This window comes from Alistipes sp. An54, from assembly GCF_002159375.1.
Classification (GTDB): domain Bacteria; phylum Bacteroidota; class Bacteroidia; order Bacteroidales; family Rikenellaceae; genus Alistipes; species Alistipes megaguti.
Genome location: NZ_NFIA01000006.1, coordinates 54,776 through 73,097, shown reverse-complemented (window position 1 = coordinate 73,097; position 18,322 = coordinate 54,776). Strand labels below are relative to the sequence as shown.

General features: G+C 56.6%; 17 protein-coding genes, 1 tRNA gene and 1 other RNA gene. 9 read left to right on the top strand and 10 right to left on the bottom strand.

Annotated elements, in window-relative coordinates; genetic code table 11:
• On the bottom strand, positions 1 to 213 hold the full coding sequence (locus B5G09_RS13895; protein WP_143256499.1) for a hypothetical protein: 213 nt from the start codon (positions 211 to 213) through the stop codon (positions 1 to 3).
• A 32-nt stretch (positions 214 to 245) separates the two neighbouring features.
• Positions 246 to 648: a transfer-messenger RNA gene (ssrA, locus tag B5G09_RS07315) on the bottom strand.
• A 130-nt stretch (positions 649 to 778) separates the two neighbouring features.
• Here ssrA and B5G09_RS07310 point away from each other — a divergent pair.
• The 5 genes from B5G09_RS07310 (at position 779) to B5G09_RS07290 (ending at position 5,656) form a co-directional block, all read left to right on the top strand.
• On the top strand, positions 779 to 1,516 hold the full coding sequence (locus tag B5G09_RS07310; RefSeq protein ID WP_087310372.1) for an ATP-binding cassette domain-containing protein: 738 nt from the start codon (positions 779 to 781) through the stop codon (positions 1,514 to 1,516).
• A gap of 81 nt (positions 1,517 to 1,597) precedes the next feature.
• Positions 1,598 to 3,553: a DNA topoisomerase (ATP-hydrolyzing) subunit B gene (gene gyrB / locus B5G09_RS07305; RefSeq protein WP_087310374.1), complete on the top strand. Its 1,956-nt coding sequence runs from the start codon at positions 1,598 to 1,600 to the stop codon at positions 3,551 to 3,553.
• Positions 3,554 to 3,646: 93 nt separating this feature from the next.
• Entirely contained in the window at positions 3,647 to 4,270 is a 624-nt protein-coding gene (gene udk / locus B5G09_RS07300) for a uridine kinase (RefSeq protein WP_087404661.1), read from the top strand.
• A gap of 478 nt (positions 4,271 to 4,748) precedes the next feature.
• Positions 4,749 to 5,027, top strand: coding sequence for a LysO family transporter (locus tag B5G09_RS07295; RefSeq protein WP_087404660.1), 279 nt, complete (start codon positions 4,749 to 4,751; stop codon positions 5,025 to 5,027).
• The gene (locus B5G09_RS07290; RefSeq protein ID WP_087310380.1) at positions 5,024 to 5,656 is read left to right on the top strand and encodes a lysine exporter LysO family protein; all 633 of its coding nucleotides are present in this window, start codon (positions 5,024 to 5,026) and stop codon (positions 5,654 to 5,656) included. The genes B5G09_RS07295 and B5G09_RS07290 overlap by 4 nt, the downstream gene beginning before the upstream one ends.
• A gap of 148 nt (positions 5,657 to 5,804) precedes the next feature.
• Here the strand turns inward: B5G09_RS07290 and mutS are convergent, their stop codons facing one another.
• From mutS to B5G09_RS07275, 3 genes are all read right to left on the bottom strand, one after another.
• A complete protein-coding gene (gene mutS / locus B5G09_RS07285; protein ID WP_087404659.1) occupies positions 5,805 to 8,438 on the bottom strand; it encodes a DNA mismatch repair protein MutS in 2,634 nt (877 codons plus the stop codon).
• 278 nt (positions 8,439 to 8,716) lie between these two features.
• Positions 8,717 to 9,292, bottom strand: coding sequence for a uracil-DNA glycosylase family protein (locus tag B5G09_RS07280; RefSeq protein WP_087404658.1), 576 nt, complete (start codon positions 9,290 to 9,292; stop codon positions 8,717 to 8,719).
• Positions 9,285 to 10,700: an AAA family ATPase gene (locus tag B5G09_RS07275; protein ID WP_087404657.1), complete on the bottom strand. Its 1,416-nt coding sequence runs from the start codon at positions 10,698 to 10,700 to the stop codon at positions 9,285 to 9,287. Before B5G09_RS07275 ends, B5G09_RS07280 begins: the two co-directional genes overlap by 8 nt.
• Before the next feature lie 46 nt (positions 10,701 to 10,746).
• On the opposite strand from B5G09_RS07275, the gene B5G09_RS07270 reads away from it, so the two are divergent.
• The 4 genes from B5G09_RS07270 (at position 10,747) to B5G09_RS07255 (ending at position 12,627) form a co-directional block, all read left to right on the top strand.
• Entirely contained in the window at positions 10,747 to 11,382 is a 636-nt protein-coding gene (locus tag B5G09_RS07270) for a hypothetical protein (RefSeq protein ID WP_087310386.1), read from the top strand.
• Positions 11,383 to 11,404: 22 nt separating this feature from the next.
• Positions 11,405 to 11,971 (top strand): hypothetical protein, encoded by a 567-nt coding sequence (locus B5G09_RS07265; protein ID WP_241147604.1) that lies wholly within the window; start codon positions 11,405 to 11,407, stop codon positions 11,969 to 11,971.
• Positions 11,962 to 12,498: an RsmD family RNA methyltransferase gene (locus B5G09_RS07260; protein ID WP_087404655.1), complete on the top strand. Its 537-nt coding sequence runs from the start codon at positions 11,962 to 11,964 to the stop codon at positions 12,496 to 12,498. The genes B5G09_RS07265 and B5G09_RS07260 overlap by 10 nt, the downstream gene beginning before the upstream one ends.
• Positions 12,499 to 12,553: 55 nt before the next feature.
• Positions 12,554 to 12,627 (top strand) — tRNA-Asp (locus tag B5G09_RS07255).
• A 243-nt stretch (positions 12,628 to 12,870) separates the two neighbouring features.
• Here the strand turns inward: B5G09_RS07255 and B5G09_RS07250 are convergent.
• From B5G09_RS07250 to B5G09_RS07235, 5 genes are read right to left on the bottom strand one after another with little or no spacing between them, the layout of a single operon-like run.
• Complete coding sequence (locus tag B5G09_RS07250) at positions 12,871 to 14,466, bottom strand: DUF1735 domain-containing protein (RefSeq protein WP_206384424.1); 1,596 nt, start codon at positions 14,464 to 14,466, stop codon at positions 12,871 to 12,873.
• 17 nt (positions 14,467 to 14,483) lie between these two features.
• A complete protein-coding gene (locus B5G09_RS14340; RefSeq protein WP_262481263.1) occupies positions 14,484 to 15,467 on the bottom strand; it encodes a DUF1735 and LamG domain-containing protein in 984 nt (327 codons plus the stop codon).
• Positions 15,464 to 15,796 carry a DUF1735 domain-containing protein gene (locus B5G09_RS14335; protein ID WP_262481262.1) on the bottom strand — a complete coding sequence of 111 codons (333 nt, stop codon included), beginning with the start codon at positions 15,794 to 15,796 and terminating at the stop codon, positions 15,464 to 15,466. Before B5G09_RS14335 ends, B5G09_RS14340 begins: the two co-directional genes overlap by 4 nt.
• A 7-nt stretch (positions 15,797 to 15,803) precedes the next feature.
• On the bottom strand, positions 15,804 to 16,739 hold the full coding sequence (locus B5G09_RS07240; RefSeq protein ID WP_087404653.1) for a glycoside hydrolase family 18: 936 nt from the start codon (positions 16,737 to 16,739) through the stop codon (positions 15,804 to 15,806).
• 7 nt (positions 16,740 to 16,746) lie between these two features.
• Positions 16,747 to 18,312, bottom strand: a complete 1,566-nt coding sequence (locus tag B5G09_RS07235) for a SusD/RagB family nutrient-binding outer membrane lipoprotein (protein ID WP_087404652.1) — start codon at positions 18,310 to 18,312, stop codon at positions 16,747 to 16,749.
• Positions 18,313 to 18,322: the final 10 nt, after the last annotated feature.

Below are 18,322 nucleotides of genomic sequence, written 5' to 3'. Positions count from 1 at the left end.
TCAATCGTTATCACCACGTGCTGCCAGCGAGTCATTCAGTTGCTGGGGCGCATAGAAACGAGTCAAAAACTTCGTCACCTCACGCGGCTCGTAGAGCGTGTGCAGCAGCTTGCCATGCAAAAAACAGGTGCGGAAGCGCGGTTGAGAATTGCTTTCACGTGTCGGTCGACGGCTGTCAAAAAGTGAAACGGCTGCTGAAACACAAATTGGCATCTACTTAATATTTAAGCAGATGCCAATTTCGCTTGTGGAGGTGGCGGGAGTCGAACCCGCGTCCAAACAGGGAACCCGAAAGCTTTCTACACGCTTAGTCGCCGTTTGATCCTTCTCCCCGTACCTGGCAGGCAACAACCCAGCACAGGGCCCAGTCCCTTGATCTTCGCACGCCGGTCGGGACCGCCGGTGCACTATCTCTAAATGAATGATACCCCGTATGGAAAGGCATTAAAGAGCGGAACACCTCTCCGGGATACTCGTCGCCAAGACGCCTTGGCCTCGGCGATTAAGCTAATTTTCCTTGAAAATTAGGCAGCGAGTGCGTAGCTGTTATTGCCATTTGTAGTTCGAGCGTCGGGATTTACGAGCCGCCACACAGCGCTCGGCGTGCTTACAATCAAACTCTGCCTGCTGTCAAAACCGGGCACCCCCGAATTTGCTTGCAGTCGGCTGTCGACCGTAGACGCGGCAAAGATAATACATTTTTCCCGTTTTTCACCCTCCGGCTCCCCCGTTCCGGAGATTTTTTCGTATCTTTGGCCTCGGTAAACCGAAAACTGTCATGGACAATTCCTATGTCGTTGAGCTCCGCGACGTGGCCATCTACCACGCCGACGACCCCTTCGGAAGCGTCTCCGAAAAGAAACTCCTCCGCCAGGGCGAAATGGTCCTCTCGGAGGTCAACCTCGCCATCCGTCCCGGCGAGTTCGTCTATCTGATCGGACGCGTCGGAAGCGGCAAAAGCTCGCTCCTGAAGACCCTCTATGCCGACATGCAGCTCCTTACGGGTGAAGGCCATATCGCCGGATTCGACCTGCGGAAGCTCCGCCGCCGCGACATCCCCTATCTGCGCCGCAAGATCGGAATCGTCTTCCAGGACTATCAGCTCCTTACGGACCGCAACGTCTTCATGAATCTCTACTACGTGATGAAGGCCACCGGCTGGAAGTACGAACACGAGATCCGCGAACGCATCGACAAGGTTCTCGGGCTGGTCGAGCTGGGCGCCAAAAGCTACAAGATGCCCTTCGAACTCTCGGGCGGCGAACAGCAGCGCCTGGTCATCGCACGCGCCCTGCTGAACCGCCCGCAGGTGCTGCTGGCCGACGAACCCACCGGAAACCTTGACCCCGTGACGGCCGACGGCATCATGAAACTCTTCCGCCGGATCGCCGAGGACGGCTGCGCCGTGGTGATGTCCACCCACAACACCTCGCTGATCGAGAACTATCCCGCACGGGCCATCCTCTTCTCGCAGGGCAAGATCCGCGAGGTCGATCTCGAAGCCGAACTCGCCTGATTTTCCCGCCCGAAAGCCTCCCCGGCATATTGGATTATCCGAAAACTTTTCGTACATTTGTACGATATTTGAAAGTTTGAGATGAGTACCGAACCAGAAATCATTAAGAAACAGGAAGAAGAATATTCCGCATCCAACATCCAGGTCCTCGAAGGTCTGGAGGCCGTGCGGAAACGTCCCGCCATGTATATCGGCGATATCGGCGAAAAGGGTCTCCACCACCTCGTCTACGAGGTCGTAGACAACTCCATCGACGAGGCCCTCGCCGGATACTGCACCGATATCGATGTCACCATCAACGAGGACAACTCCATCACCGTCAAGGACAATGGCCGCGGTATCCCCACCGGATTCCACGAAAAGGAGGGCAAGTCCGCACTCGAAGTCGTACTGACCGTCCTGCATGCCGGAGGTAAGTTCGACAAGGGCAGCTACAAGGTCTCCGGAGGTCTGCACGGCGTCGGCGTATCCTGCGTCAATGCCCTCTCCACGCTGCTGATCGCCGAAGTCCACCGCGAAGGAAAGATCTTCCGCCAGACCTACTCCAAGGGGAAACCTACCTCCGAAGTCGAGATCATCGGCGAATGCTCCGACCGCGGTACGACCATCACCTTCAAGCCCGACGCAGAAATCTTTACCCATACCACCGAATACAAGTACGATATCCTCGCAAACCGGCTCCGCGAGCTGGCGTTCCTGAACAAGGGAATCCATCTGAACCTCTATGACCGCCGTCCCGACGAGGAGGGGAAACTCCGTGAGGATCACTTCTATTCGGAGGAGGGCCTCAAGGAGTTCGTGAAGTATCTCGACGCCACGCGCGGAACCCCGATCATCGACCAGATCATCTATCTCGATACCGAAAAGAACGGTGTCCCGGTCGAGGTGGCCATGCAGTACAACGACTCCTTCTCGGAGAACGTCCACTCGTACGTCAACAACATCAACACCATCGAGGGCGGTACCCATCTGACCGGATTCCGCCGGGCCCTGACCCGAACGCTCAAGAAGTACGCCGAGGATTCGGGCATGCTCTCCAAGTTGAAGTTCGACATCAACGGCGACGACTTCCGCGAAGGTCTTACCGCCGTGGTTTCGGTCAAGGTGGCCGAGCCTCAGTTCGAAGGGCAGACCAAAACCAAACTCGGCAATGACGAGGTGGCTGCCGCCGTCGATCAGGCCATGGCTGCCGCTCTGGGCGATTATCTCGAAGAGAATCCCAAGGATGCCAAGGCCATCGTGCAGAAGGTGATTCTGGCCGCTACGGCCCGTCACGCCGCCCGTCACGCCCGCGAACTCGTTCAGCGCAAGACCGTCCTCTCGGGAGCAGGTCTGCCCGGAAAGCTGGCCGACTGTACGAGCCGCGACCGCTCGGAAGCCGAGATCTTCTTCGTCGAGGGTGACTCCGCAGGCGGTACCGCCAAGTCGGGCCGTGACCGTAACTTCCAGGCTATCATGCCGCTGCGAGGCAAGATCCTGAACATCGAAAAGGCCCAGGAGCACAAGATGTGGGAGAACGAGGAGATCAAGAACATGTTCCTCGCCCTGGGTGTCAAGATCGGAACCGAGGAGGACTCCAAGGCCCTGAACCTCGAAGGGCTGCGCTACAACAAGATCATCATCATGACCGATGCCGATGTCGACGGAAGCCACATCGCCACGCTGATGCTGACGTTCTTCTTCCGCAAGATGAAGGAGCTGATCGAAAACGGCCACGTATACATCGCTACCCCGCCCCTCTATCTGGTCAAGAAGGGCAAGCAGGAGCGTTACTGCTGGACCGAGAAGGAGCGCGACGAGATCACCGCCGAATTCGGCAAGGGAGCCCACGTACAGCGTTACAAAGGTCTCGGTGAGATGAACGCCCACCAGCTGTGGGAGACCACGATGAATCCCGACACACGCATCCTGCGCCAGGTCAACATCGAAAATGCCGCCGAGGCCGACCGCATCTTCTCGATGCTGATGGGTGACGACGTGCCGCCCCGCCGCGAATTCATCGAGAAGAACGCCCACTACGCCAATATCGACGCGTAAGCAAACTCCATGGAAAAGGACTGTCCGACGAGTACGGACAGTCCTTTTTCGATAGAACGAAACAACAGTCAACCGATTAAAAACACCCGCGGTATGAAAGTTACGGTTATCGGTGTCGCCGGTGGTACCGGCTCGGGAAAATCAACCCTCGTCAAACGGCTTCAGGAGGCGTTCGTCGGGGACGATGTCGCCACGCTCTGCCACGACTACTACTACAAGGCCCATCCCGAACTCACCTACGAGGAGCGAACGAAACTCAATTACGACCATCCCCAGGCCTTCGATACCGAGATGTTGGTCGAGCACATCAAGGCCCTGAAAAACAACGTTCCGATCGAACATCCCGTCTACTCGTTCGTCGAGCACGACCGCATGCCCGAAACCGTCTGCGTCAAACCCTCGAAGGTAATCATCGTCGACGGTATCTTGATCTTCGAAAACAAGGAACTGCGCGATCTGATGGACATCAAGGTCTATGTCGACACGGATGCCGACATCCGGCTGGCCCGGCGTATTCTGCGCGACGTCTGCGAGCGCGGCCGTACGATGCAGTCCGTCATCACGCAATACACCTCCACGGTGAAACCCATGCACGACGAGTTCGTCGAACCCTCGAAAAAGTATGCCGACGTCATCATTCCCGAGGGTGGCTTCAACTCCGTGGCTGTCACCATGCTGATCCAGAACATTCGTTCGCTCATCGAGCGCAACAAATAGCCCCGGGGCCGGCGAAGGGGAGGGGCTAAGAAGAAGGGGTGAGGAGCAAAGGGAGGAGAGGAAAGAGGCGAGAGCCATAACACGCAATGTGCCGATTCGAAAGAGTCGGCACATTGCATTTCCATATACATGCGTCCAAACGAAACAGAGGGGATAAAAGAGAAATTTGGAAATACGGTGTAACCGTTCTATCTTTGCACCCGAAACCAATACATGAATATGAACATGCGCGGCAGACATATCCTCAAAAATGCGCAGCGAGGTCCCATTCGGGCCTTGCAGACCGTGCATGTACATTGGTTCAGCGGCTTTATCTGAGCGCCGGAGACAGTAAGCGGCGGAGAACCGCTCCGTCCGTTCCGGAGCATTCTGCACTCCGGATTCGATTCATCCTGCATATTTAATCATTTTGCCTCGCGGGTCTACGCCTCGCCGTGATGGTTGTGCGTATCTGCGGGCATAAACGACGATTTCACCCATGTTTCGAATTCTGTTTCTCCTCTTCGCAGGAATCGGGGTCGGCTATCTGTTGCGCCGACGCCCGCTCGTTCATAAAACCGAAATCGGGGTACAGGCGACCATCGCTACCCTGCTCTTCGTCTTCGGTTGCTCGATCGGATCAAACCATGAGCTGATCCACAGCCTCGGCCAATACGGCGGACAGGCCCTGCTGATCGCCGCACTGGCTACGGCCGGAAGCCTTGTGGCCGGATGGGCCGCTCAGCGTTTCCTCTTTGGGAAAGGAGGTCGCCGATGAAAGCCAATCTGTTGATCTTCGGATGCTTTGCGGCAGGAATACTGCTCGGAATCTCCGGTCTCGAGCCCCAATGGATGCATCGCCCCGATCTTTCGATGGTGCTCCTCTCGATTCTGATTCTCCAGGTGGGAATCGGCCTCGGCGGCAGTGACAACCTCAAGGAGGTCGTTCGCTCGATCAGACCCCGGATGCTGCTCCTGCCCCTGTTCACGATTGCCGGATCGCTTCTCTTCGCCGCCTGTGCCGCGCTGATTCCGGGAAGCCGTTCGCTGACGGAGTGTCTGGCTGTCGGAAGCGGGTTTGGATATTACTCGCTCTCCTCGGTGCTGATCGCCAATGTCGGAGTGGCTTCGCTCGGCGCCGACGGTGCCGCGGAGTTGGCCACAGTCGCCCTGCTGGCAAACGTCGCACGCGAAATGTGCGTGTTGTTCTGTCTCCCGCTCTTCGCCCGCTGGTGCGGACGCATTGCTCCGATCTCGGCAGCCGGGATCAACTCGATGGATGTCTGTCTGCCCGGGATTGTCCGCTACTCGGGCGGAAGCTCGCAACTCGTACCGCTGGCCATTCTACACGGAATCGCCCTCGAAATCAGCGTCCCGCTGCTGATCACCCTCTTTTGTCAGGGGTGATCGGCGGGATTGGATTGCCGAGCACACAGTACCGGATGTCATGCGTCGATCCGGTCTCGTGCCGGTATAGGCTCTCGTTGGTATGGCCGCAACGAAAGTCCGGAACCGGCCAAACGGAACCAGCACCGCCCGGAAGTCCGTCGGCCAATCAGAGACCCGTGATCTTCTTGATCTCGTTGAGCTTGTTCAAGGCCTCGAGCGGCGTCAGCGCATTGATGTCAATCCCCTTGATCTGGTCGCGGATCTGCACCAGTACCGGATCGTCCAGCTGGAACATCGAAAGCTGCATGTTCTGCGGCACTCCACTCTCGGCTGCCTCCTTCACCGCCTGCGCCGCCGACTTCTTCCCCCGATCCTTCAAACTGCGGCTCGGAACGATCTCGTTGTTGCCGTAGACCAGTTCGAGGTTGCGCAGGATCTCGTCGGCCCGCGCAACCACCGATGCCGGCATGCCCGCCATGCGCGCCACGTGGATACCGAACGAGTGCTCCGTACCGCCACGCTCCAACTTGCGCAGGAAGACAATCTGGTTGCCCACCTCCGTCACCGCCACGTGGTAGTTCTTCACCCGCGGACACATCTGCTCCATTTCGTTCAACTCGTGGTAGTGCGTCGCAAAGAGCGTCTTGGCCCGGGCCGTCGGATGGTTGTGCAGGTACTCGACCATCGCCCAGGCTATCGAGATGCCGTCATAGGTGCTCGTACCGCGACCAATCTCGTCCAGCAGCACGATGCTCCGATCCGAAATGTTGTTCAGAATGCTGGCCGACTCCAACATCTCGACCATGAACGTCGATTCGCCCTGCGAAATGTTGTCCGAGGCCCCTACACGCGTGAAGATCTTGTCCACCACGCCGATATGGGCCGATTGGGCCGGCACGAACGATCCCATTTGCGCCATCAGGATGATGAGTGCCGTCTGACGCAGCAGGGCCGACTTACCCGACATGTTCGGGCCGGTGATCATCATGATCTGCTGCTTCTCATCGTCGAGCATCACGTCGTTGGGGATATACTCCTCTCCGACGGGCATCAGCGTCTCGATCACCGGGTGGCGGCCCTGGCGGATGTCGATCCGCTTGCCTTCGTCGAGCACCGGGCGCACGTAGCGCCGCTCGACGGCCAGCCGGGCAAACGACTGCAGGCAGTCGATCCGCGCCACGATGGCCGCATCGCGCAGCATCGGGCTCAACGAGTGGCAGATGAAGGCCATCAGCTCGGCGTAGATCTGCTGCTCGAGCTGCAGCATCTTCTCCTCCGCACCCAGAATCTTCTCCTCGTACTCCTTCAGCTCCTCGGTGATGTAACGCTCGGCGTTGGCCAGCGTCTGCTTGCGGATCCACGTCGACGGAACCTTGTCCTTGTGGGCATTGCGGACCTCGATGTAGTAGCCGAAAACGTTGTTGTAGCTGATTTTCAGCGAGGGAATCCCCGTCTGCTCACTCTCCCGCTGCTGGATATGGGCCAGATAGTCCTTGCCGTGAAGGGCGATCCGACGCAGATCGTCCAACTCGGGATTCACCCCGTCGGCAATCACCCCGCCCTTCTGGATCTGGTTGTTCTGCGGATCGGGATAGATCTCGTGCGCAATCCGGTCGCGAACCTCCGTCAGCAGGTCGATCTGCGAGGCCAGCGACTGTAGCCGCTCGTCGTCCGTCGATTCGAGGGCCGCCTTCAGCGTCTCGATCGCCGTGAGCGAGTTCTTCAGCTGGACCAATTCGCGCGGCGTCACCCGCTGGGCCGAAATACGTCCCGCAATACGTTCGAGGTCGCCCACCAGCGAAACCTGTTCGCGAATGGCATCGGCCAGCTCCGCATCCTTCGTGAAGCGCTCGACCACATCCAGCCGGAGGTTGATCTGCCCGGGATCCTTGATCGGCATGGCGATCCAGCGCTTCAGCAGACGACCGCCCATCGGCGTCAGCGTGCGGTCAATCACATCGGCAAAGCTGCCCTTTTCACGCGCGCCGTTCGAGGAGAAAAGCTCCAGATTGCGGATTGTGAACTTGTCCACCCAGACGTAATCATCCTGGTCGATCCGCGAAATCGAGGTGATATGGCCCGTTTCGTGATGCTCGGTAAAATCCAGATAGTAGAGAATGGCGCCGGCAGCGGAGATGCCCGCCGTGAAGTGGTCGATACCGAAGCCCTTGAGCGACGGAGTGCCGAACTGCTTGCAGAGTTTCTCGCGGTTGACATCCTCCGAGAAGACCCATTCGTCGAGACGGTAGGTATAGAGCCTCGACCCGAAACTTGACGTGAAGCGATCTTCGCAACCCCGTTGATACACAACCTCTTTCGGCTGAAGATTCGAAAGCAGTTTATCCACGTAGGCATCTGTTCCCTCGGCTACGTAGAACTCGCCCGTCGAGAGGTCAAGAAAGGCGACGCCCGTCTTCTGCCGGCCGAAATAGACCGCCGCTATGAAGTTGTTCTCCTTGTTGGCCAGAATGTTGTCGCCCAGAACAATACCCGGTGTCACCAGCTCGATCACGCCCCGTTTGACCAGTCCCTTGACCAGCTTCGGGTCTTCGAGCTGCTCGCAAATCGCCACTCGCTCGCCCGCACGGACCAGTTTCGGCAGATAGCTGTCGATCGCATGGTAGGGAAAGCCGGCCAGTTCGACATACGAGGCGGCTCCGTTGGCCCGGCGCGTCAGGGTGATACCCAGAATGCCGCTCGCCTTGATTGCATCTTCCCCGAAGGTCTCGTAGAAATCCCCCACCCGGAAGAGCAGCACGGCATCGGGATGCACCGCCTTGATCGAGTAATACTGCTTCATCAAGGGGGTTTCGACATATTTTTTCGTGTCGGTTTTCTTTTCGTTATTCTTTTCGGTAGCCAAGGTAAAAATCGCTAAAAAGACGAGACAAAGATAGCTTTTTTTCGGCGGTCGTGCAATGTGGCCGGTCGAATTTTTCGGTATCGGACGGGTCGGCGGGGCAGAGTGCACGGACGAACGATCCGGGTGCAGGCGGGCAGCCAAGGCACAAGCGGCGGTCTGGGTGCAAGAGGACAGGCTGGGGATGGTCCGAAGGGTTTGCCGGAAGCGGGCGCCGGTCAGAGAATGCCCGATTCGGCGAAGGGTTTCCGGTAAAATTCGGCCTTCCACTCGATCGGGCGCGGGAAGGCTCGGGAGGTCGACGGCATGCGCCAGATGTGCAGATCCCGATCGGCATACCGCGCCGCGCTCCACGCCCCGACAGCCGGCAGCTCACACCCCGTGATGCGGCACAGCGTCTCGGCCGCCTTGCCGCCCGTGACCACAATCGTCCGGCACGACGGAATTCGCTGCAAAAGCGCCGCCAGGTCAACCTCGCGAACCACTTGAAGTGATGCGTCAGATGCGTTGTTATTCAGACGGATTACTTCCTCCGACGTATCGTACATGGCGATCCCCCGTTCGCGGCAGAAGGACTCGATCTTCGGTTGGTCGAAGCGCCGCTCACCCGGAATCTCGAAGGCGTGTCGGTCGCCCAGGGCCAGATAACCGACGATACGCCACATGTCATTCTGGAAGTTCGGGTAGTAGAACTCCATCGACCACCGCTTGCGCTGCGGCGGAAAACTCCCCAACATCAACAGCCGGGCCTGCTCCGGAAGAAAGGGCTTCAAGAGGTGTTGTTCGCTATTCATAAAACGTGGAATCGAAGTTGACCAGATAGAGTTTCTCGGTGGCACGCGTCAGGGCCGTATAGAGCCATCGCAGCAGGTCGCGCGTCATCGGCTCGTCGCCGAACAGGCACCGATCCACGAATACCGCCCGCCACTGACCACCCTGCGCCTTGTGGCACGTCACGGCGTAGGAAAACTTGACCTGAAGCGCGTTATAGTGCGGATTCTCACGGATTTCGCGGAAGCGTTTCAACTTGCTGCGGATATCCGTGTAGTCCTTCTCCACCTCGTAAAACAGTCGCGTCGACTCCTCGCGTGTCAGCGACGGCGACTCCGACGTGAGCGTATCGAGCAGAATCTTGCATTCGAGTTCCGTATCGTCGTAGTCCGGAAACGACAGCAGCGCCTCCGCAAAGCGGAATCCGTAGAAATCCTCGAACCGCCGCAGCCGTTTCAGTCGCGCAATGTCCCCGTTGGCAATGAAGTTCATCGGGCAATTCTCCGTGTGCTCCGGAAAGTAGTAGTTGTTCTTGACCACCATCAGCATGTCGTTGCTCTCGATCTCCTCCTCGGCGTAGAGCACGTTGCGGCGGATACCTTCATTATAACGGTTCGCCCGCTTGTTCGAACGCGTGATGACGATCGTCTCGTCCCGCCCATAGCGCTCGTAGCAATCCTGCAGCTTCTCGAGAAACTCCCCGCCCTCGACCGCCTCGATATCCGGATAGTTCATCTCGAAATGCGGCGTCGTGCAGATGCCGTTCTCCAGCATGCAGCGCACAAGCGTCGCGTTGAAGAGGATTCCCGATTCGGACTCCTGGCGCACCACTTCATCCATCGTCCCGTAGACCACCTCGCCGTAGGCCGACATCGTCGTGGGGTCCAGTGCCGGGCTGAAGTCGCTCCCCACGGGCGGCAACTGCGCACTGTCACCCACCAGGATCAGTCGGCAGCCGCGTCCCGAACGGACGTAATCCACCAGGTCCGACAGCAGCGACCCGCTGCCAAAAAGCGCCCCAGACGAGGCCGTATCCGACAGCATCGAGGCCTCGTCAACAATAAAGACGGCCCCCTTTTCCAGGTTGGGACTCAGGGAAAATTTCGATTCGTAATCGGCATTCGTCCGCTGGCGGTAGATGCGCTTATGGATGGTAAGTGCCTTCTCCTGAGAGTATTGCGCCAGCACTTTCGCCGCCCGACCCGTCGGAGCCAGCAACACCGTCTTGATTCCCAGCTCCTTGAGCGCCCCGACCAACGCCGCAACCAGCGTCGTCTTGCCCGTTCCGGCGTAACCGTTCAGGACGAAAATCTTCGACGTATCACTCTCTGACAGGTATTCCGACAACTTTTCTATAATTTTTTTTTGCCCGGAAGTTGTTTCGAAACAAATTTTACCGTAAATTTGGGTCGCAATACGTGTGCTGAACATGTGTCGGTATTTTACTGTGCAAAATTAACAACAAATATTTTATAAAATGAAAAAACTCTTTCAAATCATTCTTGCCGTAGCCATCATCGCTCTGATCTACGTCATCTATGTTCAGATCTCCACCCCGATCAAGTTCGAGGCGGATACCAAGGCCAAAAAAGCGCAGGTTATCGACCGCCTTCAGGACATCCGTACCGCTGAGCGCGCTTTCAAAACCAAGTATCAGCGCTTTACCGCCAGCTTCGACACCCTGGAGTCCTTCGTGCTGAACGACACCCTCGAACTCGAACGCAAAATCGTCGACGAGGATGACTCCGTCGCCATGGCCATGCTGAAGAAGGCCGGTCGCAAGAATGTCGAGAAATTCAAGATCGCCGTTATCGACACCATCTTCGCCCCCAAGAAACTCTCGCGCGAAGATGTACTCAACTTCCGCTATATCCCCGGTACCGACAACAAGGCGCAGTTCATTCTGGAGGCCGGTATCATCACCACCGAGTCCAAGGTCGTGATCCCTGTCGTGGAGTGCCGTGCCCCCTACAAGATGTTCCTCGATACGGTTGCCTATCGTCAGGAGGTTATCAACCTGATCGACGACGAGGAGAACAACTACAACCGTTATGCCGGACTCAAATTCGGTTCCATGGACAATGGTAACAATGAGGCAGGTAACTGGGAGTAACAACCCTTCATCAAAATTCGGAGTGTCCATTCAGCAGTCGTTGGATGGACACTCTTTTTCACTCCCGGAACTCGAGCAGATGACCCCGTCGGACAAGCCGGTCGAGGTGGAACTTCTCCTCCCCAAAACCATGCTCGTGCCGGAAAACCTGTTCCAAAATGAACGGGCGGCAGAGTTCCTCGCAGCTAACGGCATGCCGCTCGCCGAGACGGAGTGTGTCGTCGTCTGTCCGGCCAGGAACGGGACGGTCGCCGTGGCGGCTATGGAGAAGAAGACCCGGCAACTGATCGCCGAAAAGTTCCCGCAGGCCCGCTTCACCTCTCCGCTCGAGCATCAGCCCGACGAGACCCGCAGATGTGCATGGATCTGCCGGCGGGGAACACTCCTCTACGTCAAAGTCTATCGCGACGGAGTGCTGCAGCTGGCCGAGGTAATTGTCGGTTCGACAGAAGCCGAAATCGGCTATTTCATCCAGCGGCTCGGTGCGGAGTTCCCGCTGGCGGAATATGAACTGCGGATTGCCGGCGATGAACCGAAAAAAGTCCGGAAATGGATCGGTAAAGTTTTCGAAAAGGTATTATGCGAATAGTAAGCGGTAAATACAGAGGGCGGACCATCAATCCCCCGCGCAACCTCCGGGCCCGGCCTACGACCGACTTCGCCAAGGAGAACCTCTTCAACGTGCTGAACAATCTGGTCGATTTCGAAGAGTGTGACGTGCTGGATCTCTTCGCCGGGACCGGCTCGATCAGTTATGAATTCGCCTCGAGAGGGGCGCGGAGCGTCACGTCGGTGGAGATCAACCCCGTCCACTACAACTTTATCCGACAAACGGCTCAACAATTAGGCATCGACAACCTCCATCCCGTCAAGGCCAATGTCTTCCTCTATCTGAAGAGTTGTCCCAAGCAGTTCGACATCATCTTCTCGGACGCTCCGTACGATCTGCCCGGCAGCGAGGAGGTCATTCGGGAGGTCTTCGAGCGTGATCTGTTGACGCCGGACGGACTGCTGATTTTTGAGCATTCCAAGAAACTGGATTTTTCGACTTACAAGCACTTCTGGCAATTAAGAAGTTACGGAAGCGTGCAATTTTCTTTTTTCAAAAAGGTCTGAAAAAATTTGCCGATTCCAAAAAAAGTGCTACCTTTGCACTCGCAATACCGAAAGGGGTGCGTTAGTTCAGCTGGTTAGAATACGTGCCTGTCACGCACGGGGTCAGGGGTTCGAGTCCCCTACGCACCGCAAACAAGGGTGTAAATCAAGTAGTTACGAGATTTACACCCTTTTTTACACCCAAAAAACAAGCTGCCCTATTTCCTTTTCGAATCGAATTTCAAGGTTCAATCACCCCAAATGGACGCTACTTTATCGAAAAGAATAAAATAGTGAACAATCGGGGCGGGAAAAACCGCCCCGACTATCGAATGATTTTTATCAGCTATGCCGGTCAAACATCATTTTGGTGCTTCCCCTGTATATGTTTTCTTACCAGTCTTTTGCAAAAGTATTATACCCACTTCTGTGGTAAATATTATAAATACGCATCATCACATTGTAGCTATAAGCCGCATCGAAATTTTCATCATAAGCAAGGTATGAGAGAAAATTCTGGATCATCGATATACATCCGAGTTCTGCGAAATTCACCTGTGGTAATACAAGATCGCCGAAAACAATAATATTGTTGGTTCGCTCAATATTCCACATAATAGCATTCATCGACCACATATCCATATCCATATCCATGAACAAGTCGCTTTTCTCGCTATAAAACGGCACGTTTACATTCCCATATTTTGCCTCGGGCAAACCGGCAAATGGTTTGCGGGTATAATTCTGAGTGTAAGAGGTTCCTGCATTATAGGGGTTGATAAAGGCAATCGGCTCATCTTCAGATACATATCCATGCCAAGCGTAATCGATATAGTCGCCGACTACGATTCCACCCGTCGCCTCCGTATCATGGAAATATTCGGTCGGTTCCTCATAATCCACGACGGTCAACAACCGATCCTTGCCGAGAGCCTTGCGCATCGCCTTGATCAGTTTCGGGTAGGAGGTGGTATTCATGGCGGGCATACCCTCCTTGCCGTAACCAGCGCCTCGATCCCAAAGATTAATGCCATCAAGATCATAAGTCTCGACAAAGACCTTCACTTGCGACACAAAGTCAGCAATTTGCGCATCAGTCATATTACAAAAGCCTATTCCCTTTCCGGCACCCTCAATGCAGACACAGATTTTCCGACCTTTGTCCTTCATTTGAGCAATATACTTATCCGAGTGCTCCAATGTATAGAAGAGATCGGAGGAGGGGGCAAAAATCACCCGCTGCGACGCGGCATCGTAGTCTACCTGCGCAATCCGCAATACGATGATATTGCCCAACGAAGCCCTGTAGACCGATTCGAAAGTGGTCATATCCTGTTTTTCCCAAGCTACGTAGTCAGCATAATGCGCCTGCACCTCGCTTGTGTTGAGATAAAACACAGTTGTCCACTCGGTATCCAATTCTATATTATAAAGGTCATCGCCATCCTGATAGATGTTTTCGTCGAATTCCCGAACAGTTACCCCATAATAAAGTACTTCATCAGCGTCCTGCACGGCAAGAGGCAACAGATAAGTTCCCGGGGCCAGACCATCAGCCGAGAAGGTAACTTCGAGCGGATCAGAAACCGTAGTCCCTGCTGTCACAGTCAGCGCTCCACCATTCCCTATCGACACATTCTTTGCCGGCAAGGGCTGAAGATTCGTCTGATTAGCATCATTATAAGTATCAACGAGCGACAGGTCGGGCGACACGGTTACCGTCACCGGCTGCGAAGTCGTCGTATTGAGCCTGTAGTAGATCTGATCGGCTACATCGTCCTCATAGCCTTCGACCAGGCGCACCGGAATGCGGTCGCGCAGCGACCTGCGGCTCCGCAAGGTTCCGGAAACCGTTTCAAGCGCCTCACCATCGGGTTTCTGTCCGGCTCCATACGATATGGGTTCCTCCGTACAGCCTGCGAGGAGCAGGGTTGCTGCGCATCCAAACGCAGCGCCCCGAAACAATCGAATAAATCCTGTATGTTTCATAATGTTCCCTTTCATGATTATTCCTTATTGAGTTGCGGCACCTCAATACCAGAGGGCCATTCGAGATCGAATTCAGCTACGCCATCGTTGCCGTTGCCGGTCCAGTCATGGATGACGTTGCCTTCGCCCTCGTCGAATTTCCAATAGCCGATCAACCCCGGCGTCTGCGGATCGACATCGTACATGTTCTCCCAGATCTCCTGCTCGGTACGGGCCACGTTCCATACACGCACTTCGGTAATGTCGCCGTTCAGCTGGCGCGTATCGTCGTAGGACTTGCCGAGGAAGAACTGCCGGAAATTGCCCCAGCCCTTGTACTGTTCATACTTGACAGGATCCTGCAGGTAGAGGTCGTAGAAAGCCCGGCCCGCCAGGTTGAAAGGCGTCGAGGCGGGATTGCCGAGGTCCGTACCGCGGCTCTGCAGCTTGCCGTTGACGTAGATGCAGACCTCGCGCGTGGCGTAGCTGTACGTTGCGGCGACGTGGTACCACTCGCCGGCGTTCAGAAGTTTCGATTCGTCCTTCTTGGGGAACTTGCCGAAGCCCGGCGTTGCAGCAGCATCACCCGTACCGTCGAACTGCAACTGCTGGCGAGGGAATGCTGCATCACCGATACGAAGCAGGAGGTAGTTCTCGACACCCATGACGGTCGAAATCTCGGAGTGTTTCGAGAAGTCGTCGACGCGGATAATGGCCTCGTAGGTTACGGCCGTGAGGTTGTTGAACAGGTCGCTCTGCGCGCCCGCCTTGTCCAGGGTCGGGAAGTTGATCCAGTTGTCGCGCAGCGATGCTGCCGAGGTAATGGCCGACGAACGTTTCACGACGTAATAGGCCGTTGCGGAGCTCCCCAGCAGCGACACCCCGCCGCTCGCGCTGCGGATCGTAACCGGAAGCAGATAGGTTTCGTCGATCGGGAGTTCGGCCACGTCGCCCGAACCGTCGAGATTCCTGAGCATCAGAGACAGCCGATCCGACGTGGTCTTTCCGGCCGGAATCGTCACGGTATTCTCCGCAGTTCGTAATAGGAGGCGTCGAGCATGGTCCACGACGTTCCGTTGCAGGCATTGTAATCGGCCACAAGAGCCGGTTCAACCTCGACCGTAACCTCCACATCCTGCGACGACGGGTAGCTCATCACCACCGAGAAATCGCGTTCGAGCGTCGGGAGCGTCTTCTTGAAGATCGTCAGCTGCGTGGCGTCCGCCTCGGCGACATCGAGGTAAACCACGTTGTCAAATGGCGAGCGATTGTCATATTCGTCATTCTTGCAGCCCGCAGCGGCTACCGCCGTCGCAAGCAGCACAAAAGCATATTTTTGCACTCGTTTCATGGCTGGCTTATTTTGCAGGGTTCAACAACTGGATGGCGGCCCGCGTCGAAGCGTAGATAATTTCGCTGCCGAAATAGTCCGTGTTCGCATCATAGATACACAATCCGCCAAGCGGGCCAAGTTCCGGAATGCGCAGGGCCAAGGCCGAGATGGCATCCGAGGCCGTCTTGTCCTCATCAAGGAACTCGTATTCGGTCATCGCGCCCAGCAGCAGCCGATCCTCAGAGACATTCTCCATCTCCAGGGCCCGCAGGATCTGCAGCTTCAGATCGCTGGCATTGTCCGTCGTCTTGGTATCCAGCACCATGTAATCAACTTGCGCCCGCTGGTCGGCCGTCAGAAACTGCGGATCGCCTTCAAAGAAGAGCGTCAGCGACTTGCCCGGACCGGCCACCGCTCCGAACTTTTCCAGAAACAGGGACGCTACCGCCTGCCGGGCCTGTTGCGAGGCCTCGTCGCCATAGGTCGGCAGTCCGGAGAAGGAGAGCCCGTCGAGCCCCAGTTCCTGAGTCCGGGCTACCACCTGATCAAGGTAGGATCCCAACGCTCCGAGGTCCGCCCACTCGTTGCTGCGTGTGGCATAGTCCACGAAGTAGAGCACGCGCGTGCCCTTCTCCTTCAGGACCGCCAGATCCTCTGCGTCATAGGCCGAGAAGTTGTCGGCATTGGTCAGCGAGACGGCATCCAGCGAATCCGGAAGGCTGCGCAGGCAGTCCTTCTCGCTCGTGGGATTTGTGGAGCCGTTTTCGAAACTCGCCACAACGAGCGTATGCTTGCCCGCCTTGTAAGCCCGCAGCGCCGCCGTGTACTCTGCCCACAGTTCCGGATTCTGCTCCGAAGGCCGCACGGGCTGCTGGTCGACAGGTTCCATCTGCGTCCAGTCACTGCACCCCACCGAGAGCGACAGCACCGCAAAAGAGAGATATATTCCGATTTTTTTCATAATTCCGTTATTGTAAAGGTTTGACATCCCACCAGACATGCACGCCGCCGTTGTCACGGCCGCCAAGCATGTCGATCGCAGTCTGCAGATGCACCGGATTTTCCGTGTACTCCTCGACCGGGTACGGTATGCGCCGCATGCCATAGCGCGAATCCACCGTGCCGCCCGACTTGTTCTCCACGACGGGCAGCAGACGCGGGTAACCCGTGCGCCGGTACTCCGACCAGGCCTCGATTCCCAACGGGAAGATGGCGATCCACTTCTGCGTAATAATCCTTTCGAGATTGCGCTCGCGGACCGCATCCGTGTCGCCAGCCTCCCAGGCTATCGAAATGTCGCTCGCCGGGGCATCGGCCGAGTATTCCGACATCGGGTCGATGTATTTCGCGGGCTTCGCCGTGCTTGTCACATAGCTCTCGGCGCCCGATGCGCCCCGTTCCTCGAACGACAGCACAATGGCATCCTCGTAGAGCTCTTTCGCCGCATCCGGACTGCCCCAACGCAGTTCCCATTCGGCGCGCAGGAACGTCGCCTCCGCGGCATTGAACCACAGATAGGGCGAAGAACTACTGATCACCTGATTCGAAAAGGTCTCCACCATGGTCGCCTTATTCGTCGGGTCAATACCCACGCGAATACCGTAATAGTCGCTCTTCTTGTTCCACGTTCCCTGCGTGAACATCGCAGCACGGCGCGGGTCGTTGTAACCGTTCATGTAGCTGATGATGTCGGCCGCCACGCGATGGTCGCCCCAGTCGTTGTAGATCAGCGCCGTGCGGTTCTCCGGAGCGTGCATCTGCGCATTGTCCGCGTTGGCCGTGATCACCCCGTCGGCAATCGCCTCGGCGCCTTTCGACTTCGAGACCTCCGGCTTCACATACGACAGGCGCATCGCCATGCGCAGCTTGAGCGAATTGGTGTATTTGATCCATTTCAGGATGTCGCCGTAGTAAACGTAGTCGAATTTGCGGAAGGCGTCGGCCGAGAGCTGTTCGTTGGCGTGAAGCACCGCCAGCACCTCGTCCAGCTCCTCGAACATCTTCATGTAGACCTCCTCCTGCGTGTCGTAGGCAACGGTCAGCGACTCGGCCGAATCTTCAACGACCTTCGAGTAGGGAATCGGTCCGTAGGTATCGGTCATGCGGTGCATGATCGCCACGCGGAACAGCTTCGCCAGGGCGATAGCCACCTCGTCGTCCGTGTTGTTGATGACACCCCGGTAGTAGGGATAGGCCTCCTGCATCACGATCACGAAGGGCCATTTCAGCCAGTCGGCCGAAGGATTGAAGGTCGAGAACTTCTCCTTCCAGCCGTCGGGCGTTTCGGCCATGTAGCCCGCAAAGGCGTTGCCCGTGAGCGATTCATTGAACTGGTAGCGGTGCTCCTGCACCGGAATGACCAGGTTCTGAAGCCCACGGATGTTGGTGCCGATCTTGTAGTTTTCGCGCTGGAGCTCTTCGTTCGTCGCCTCGCTCGGGTTGCGGTTGATCTCGTCGAAATCCCCCGTGCAGCCCCACGACAGCAAGAGCAAAGCTCCGAAAAGCGCGCTGATGATAGGTTGGATTCGTTTCATACGTTTTCGG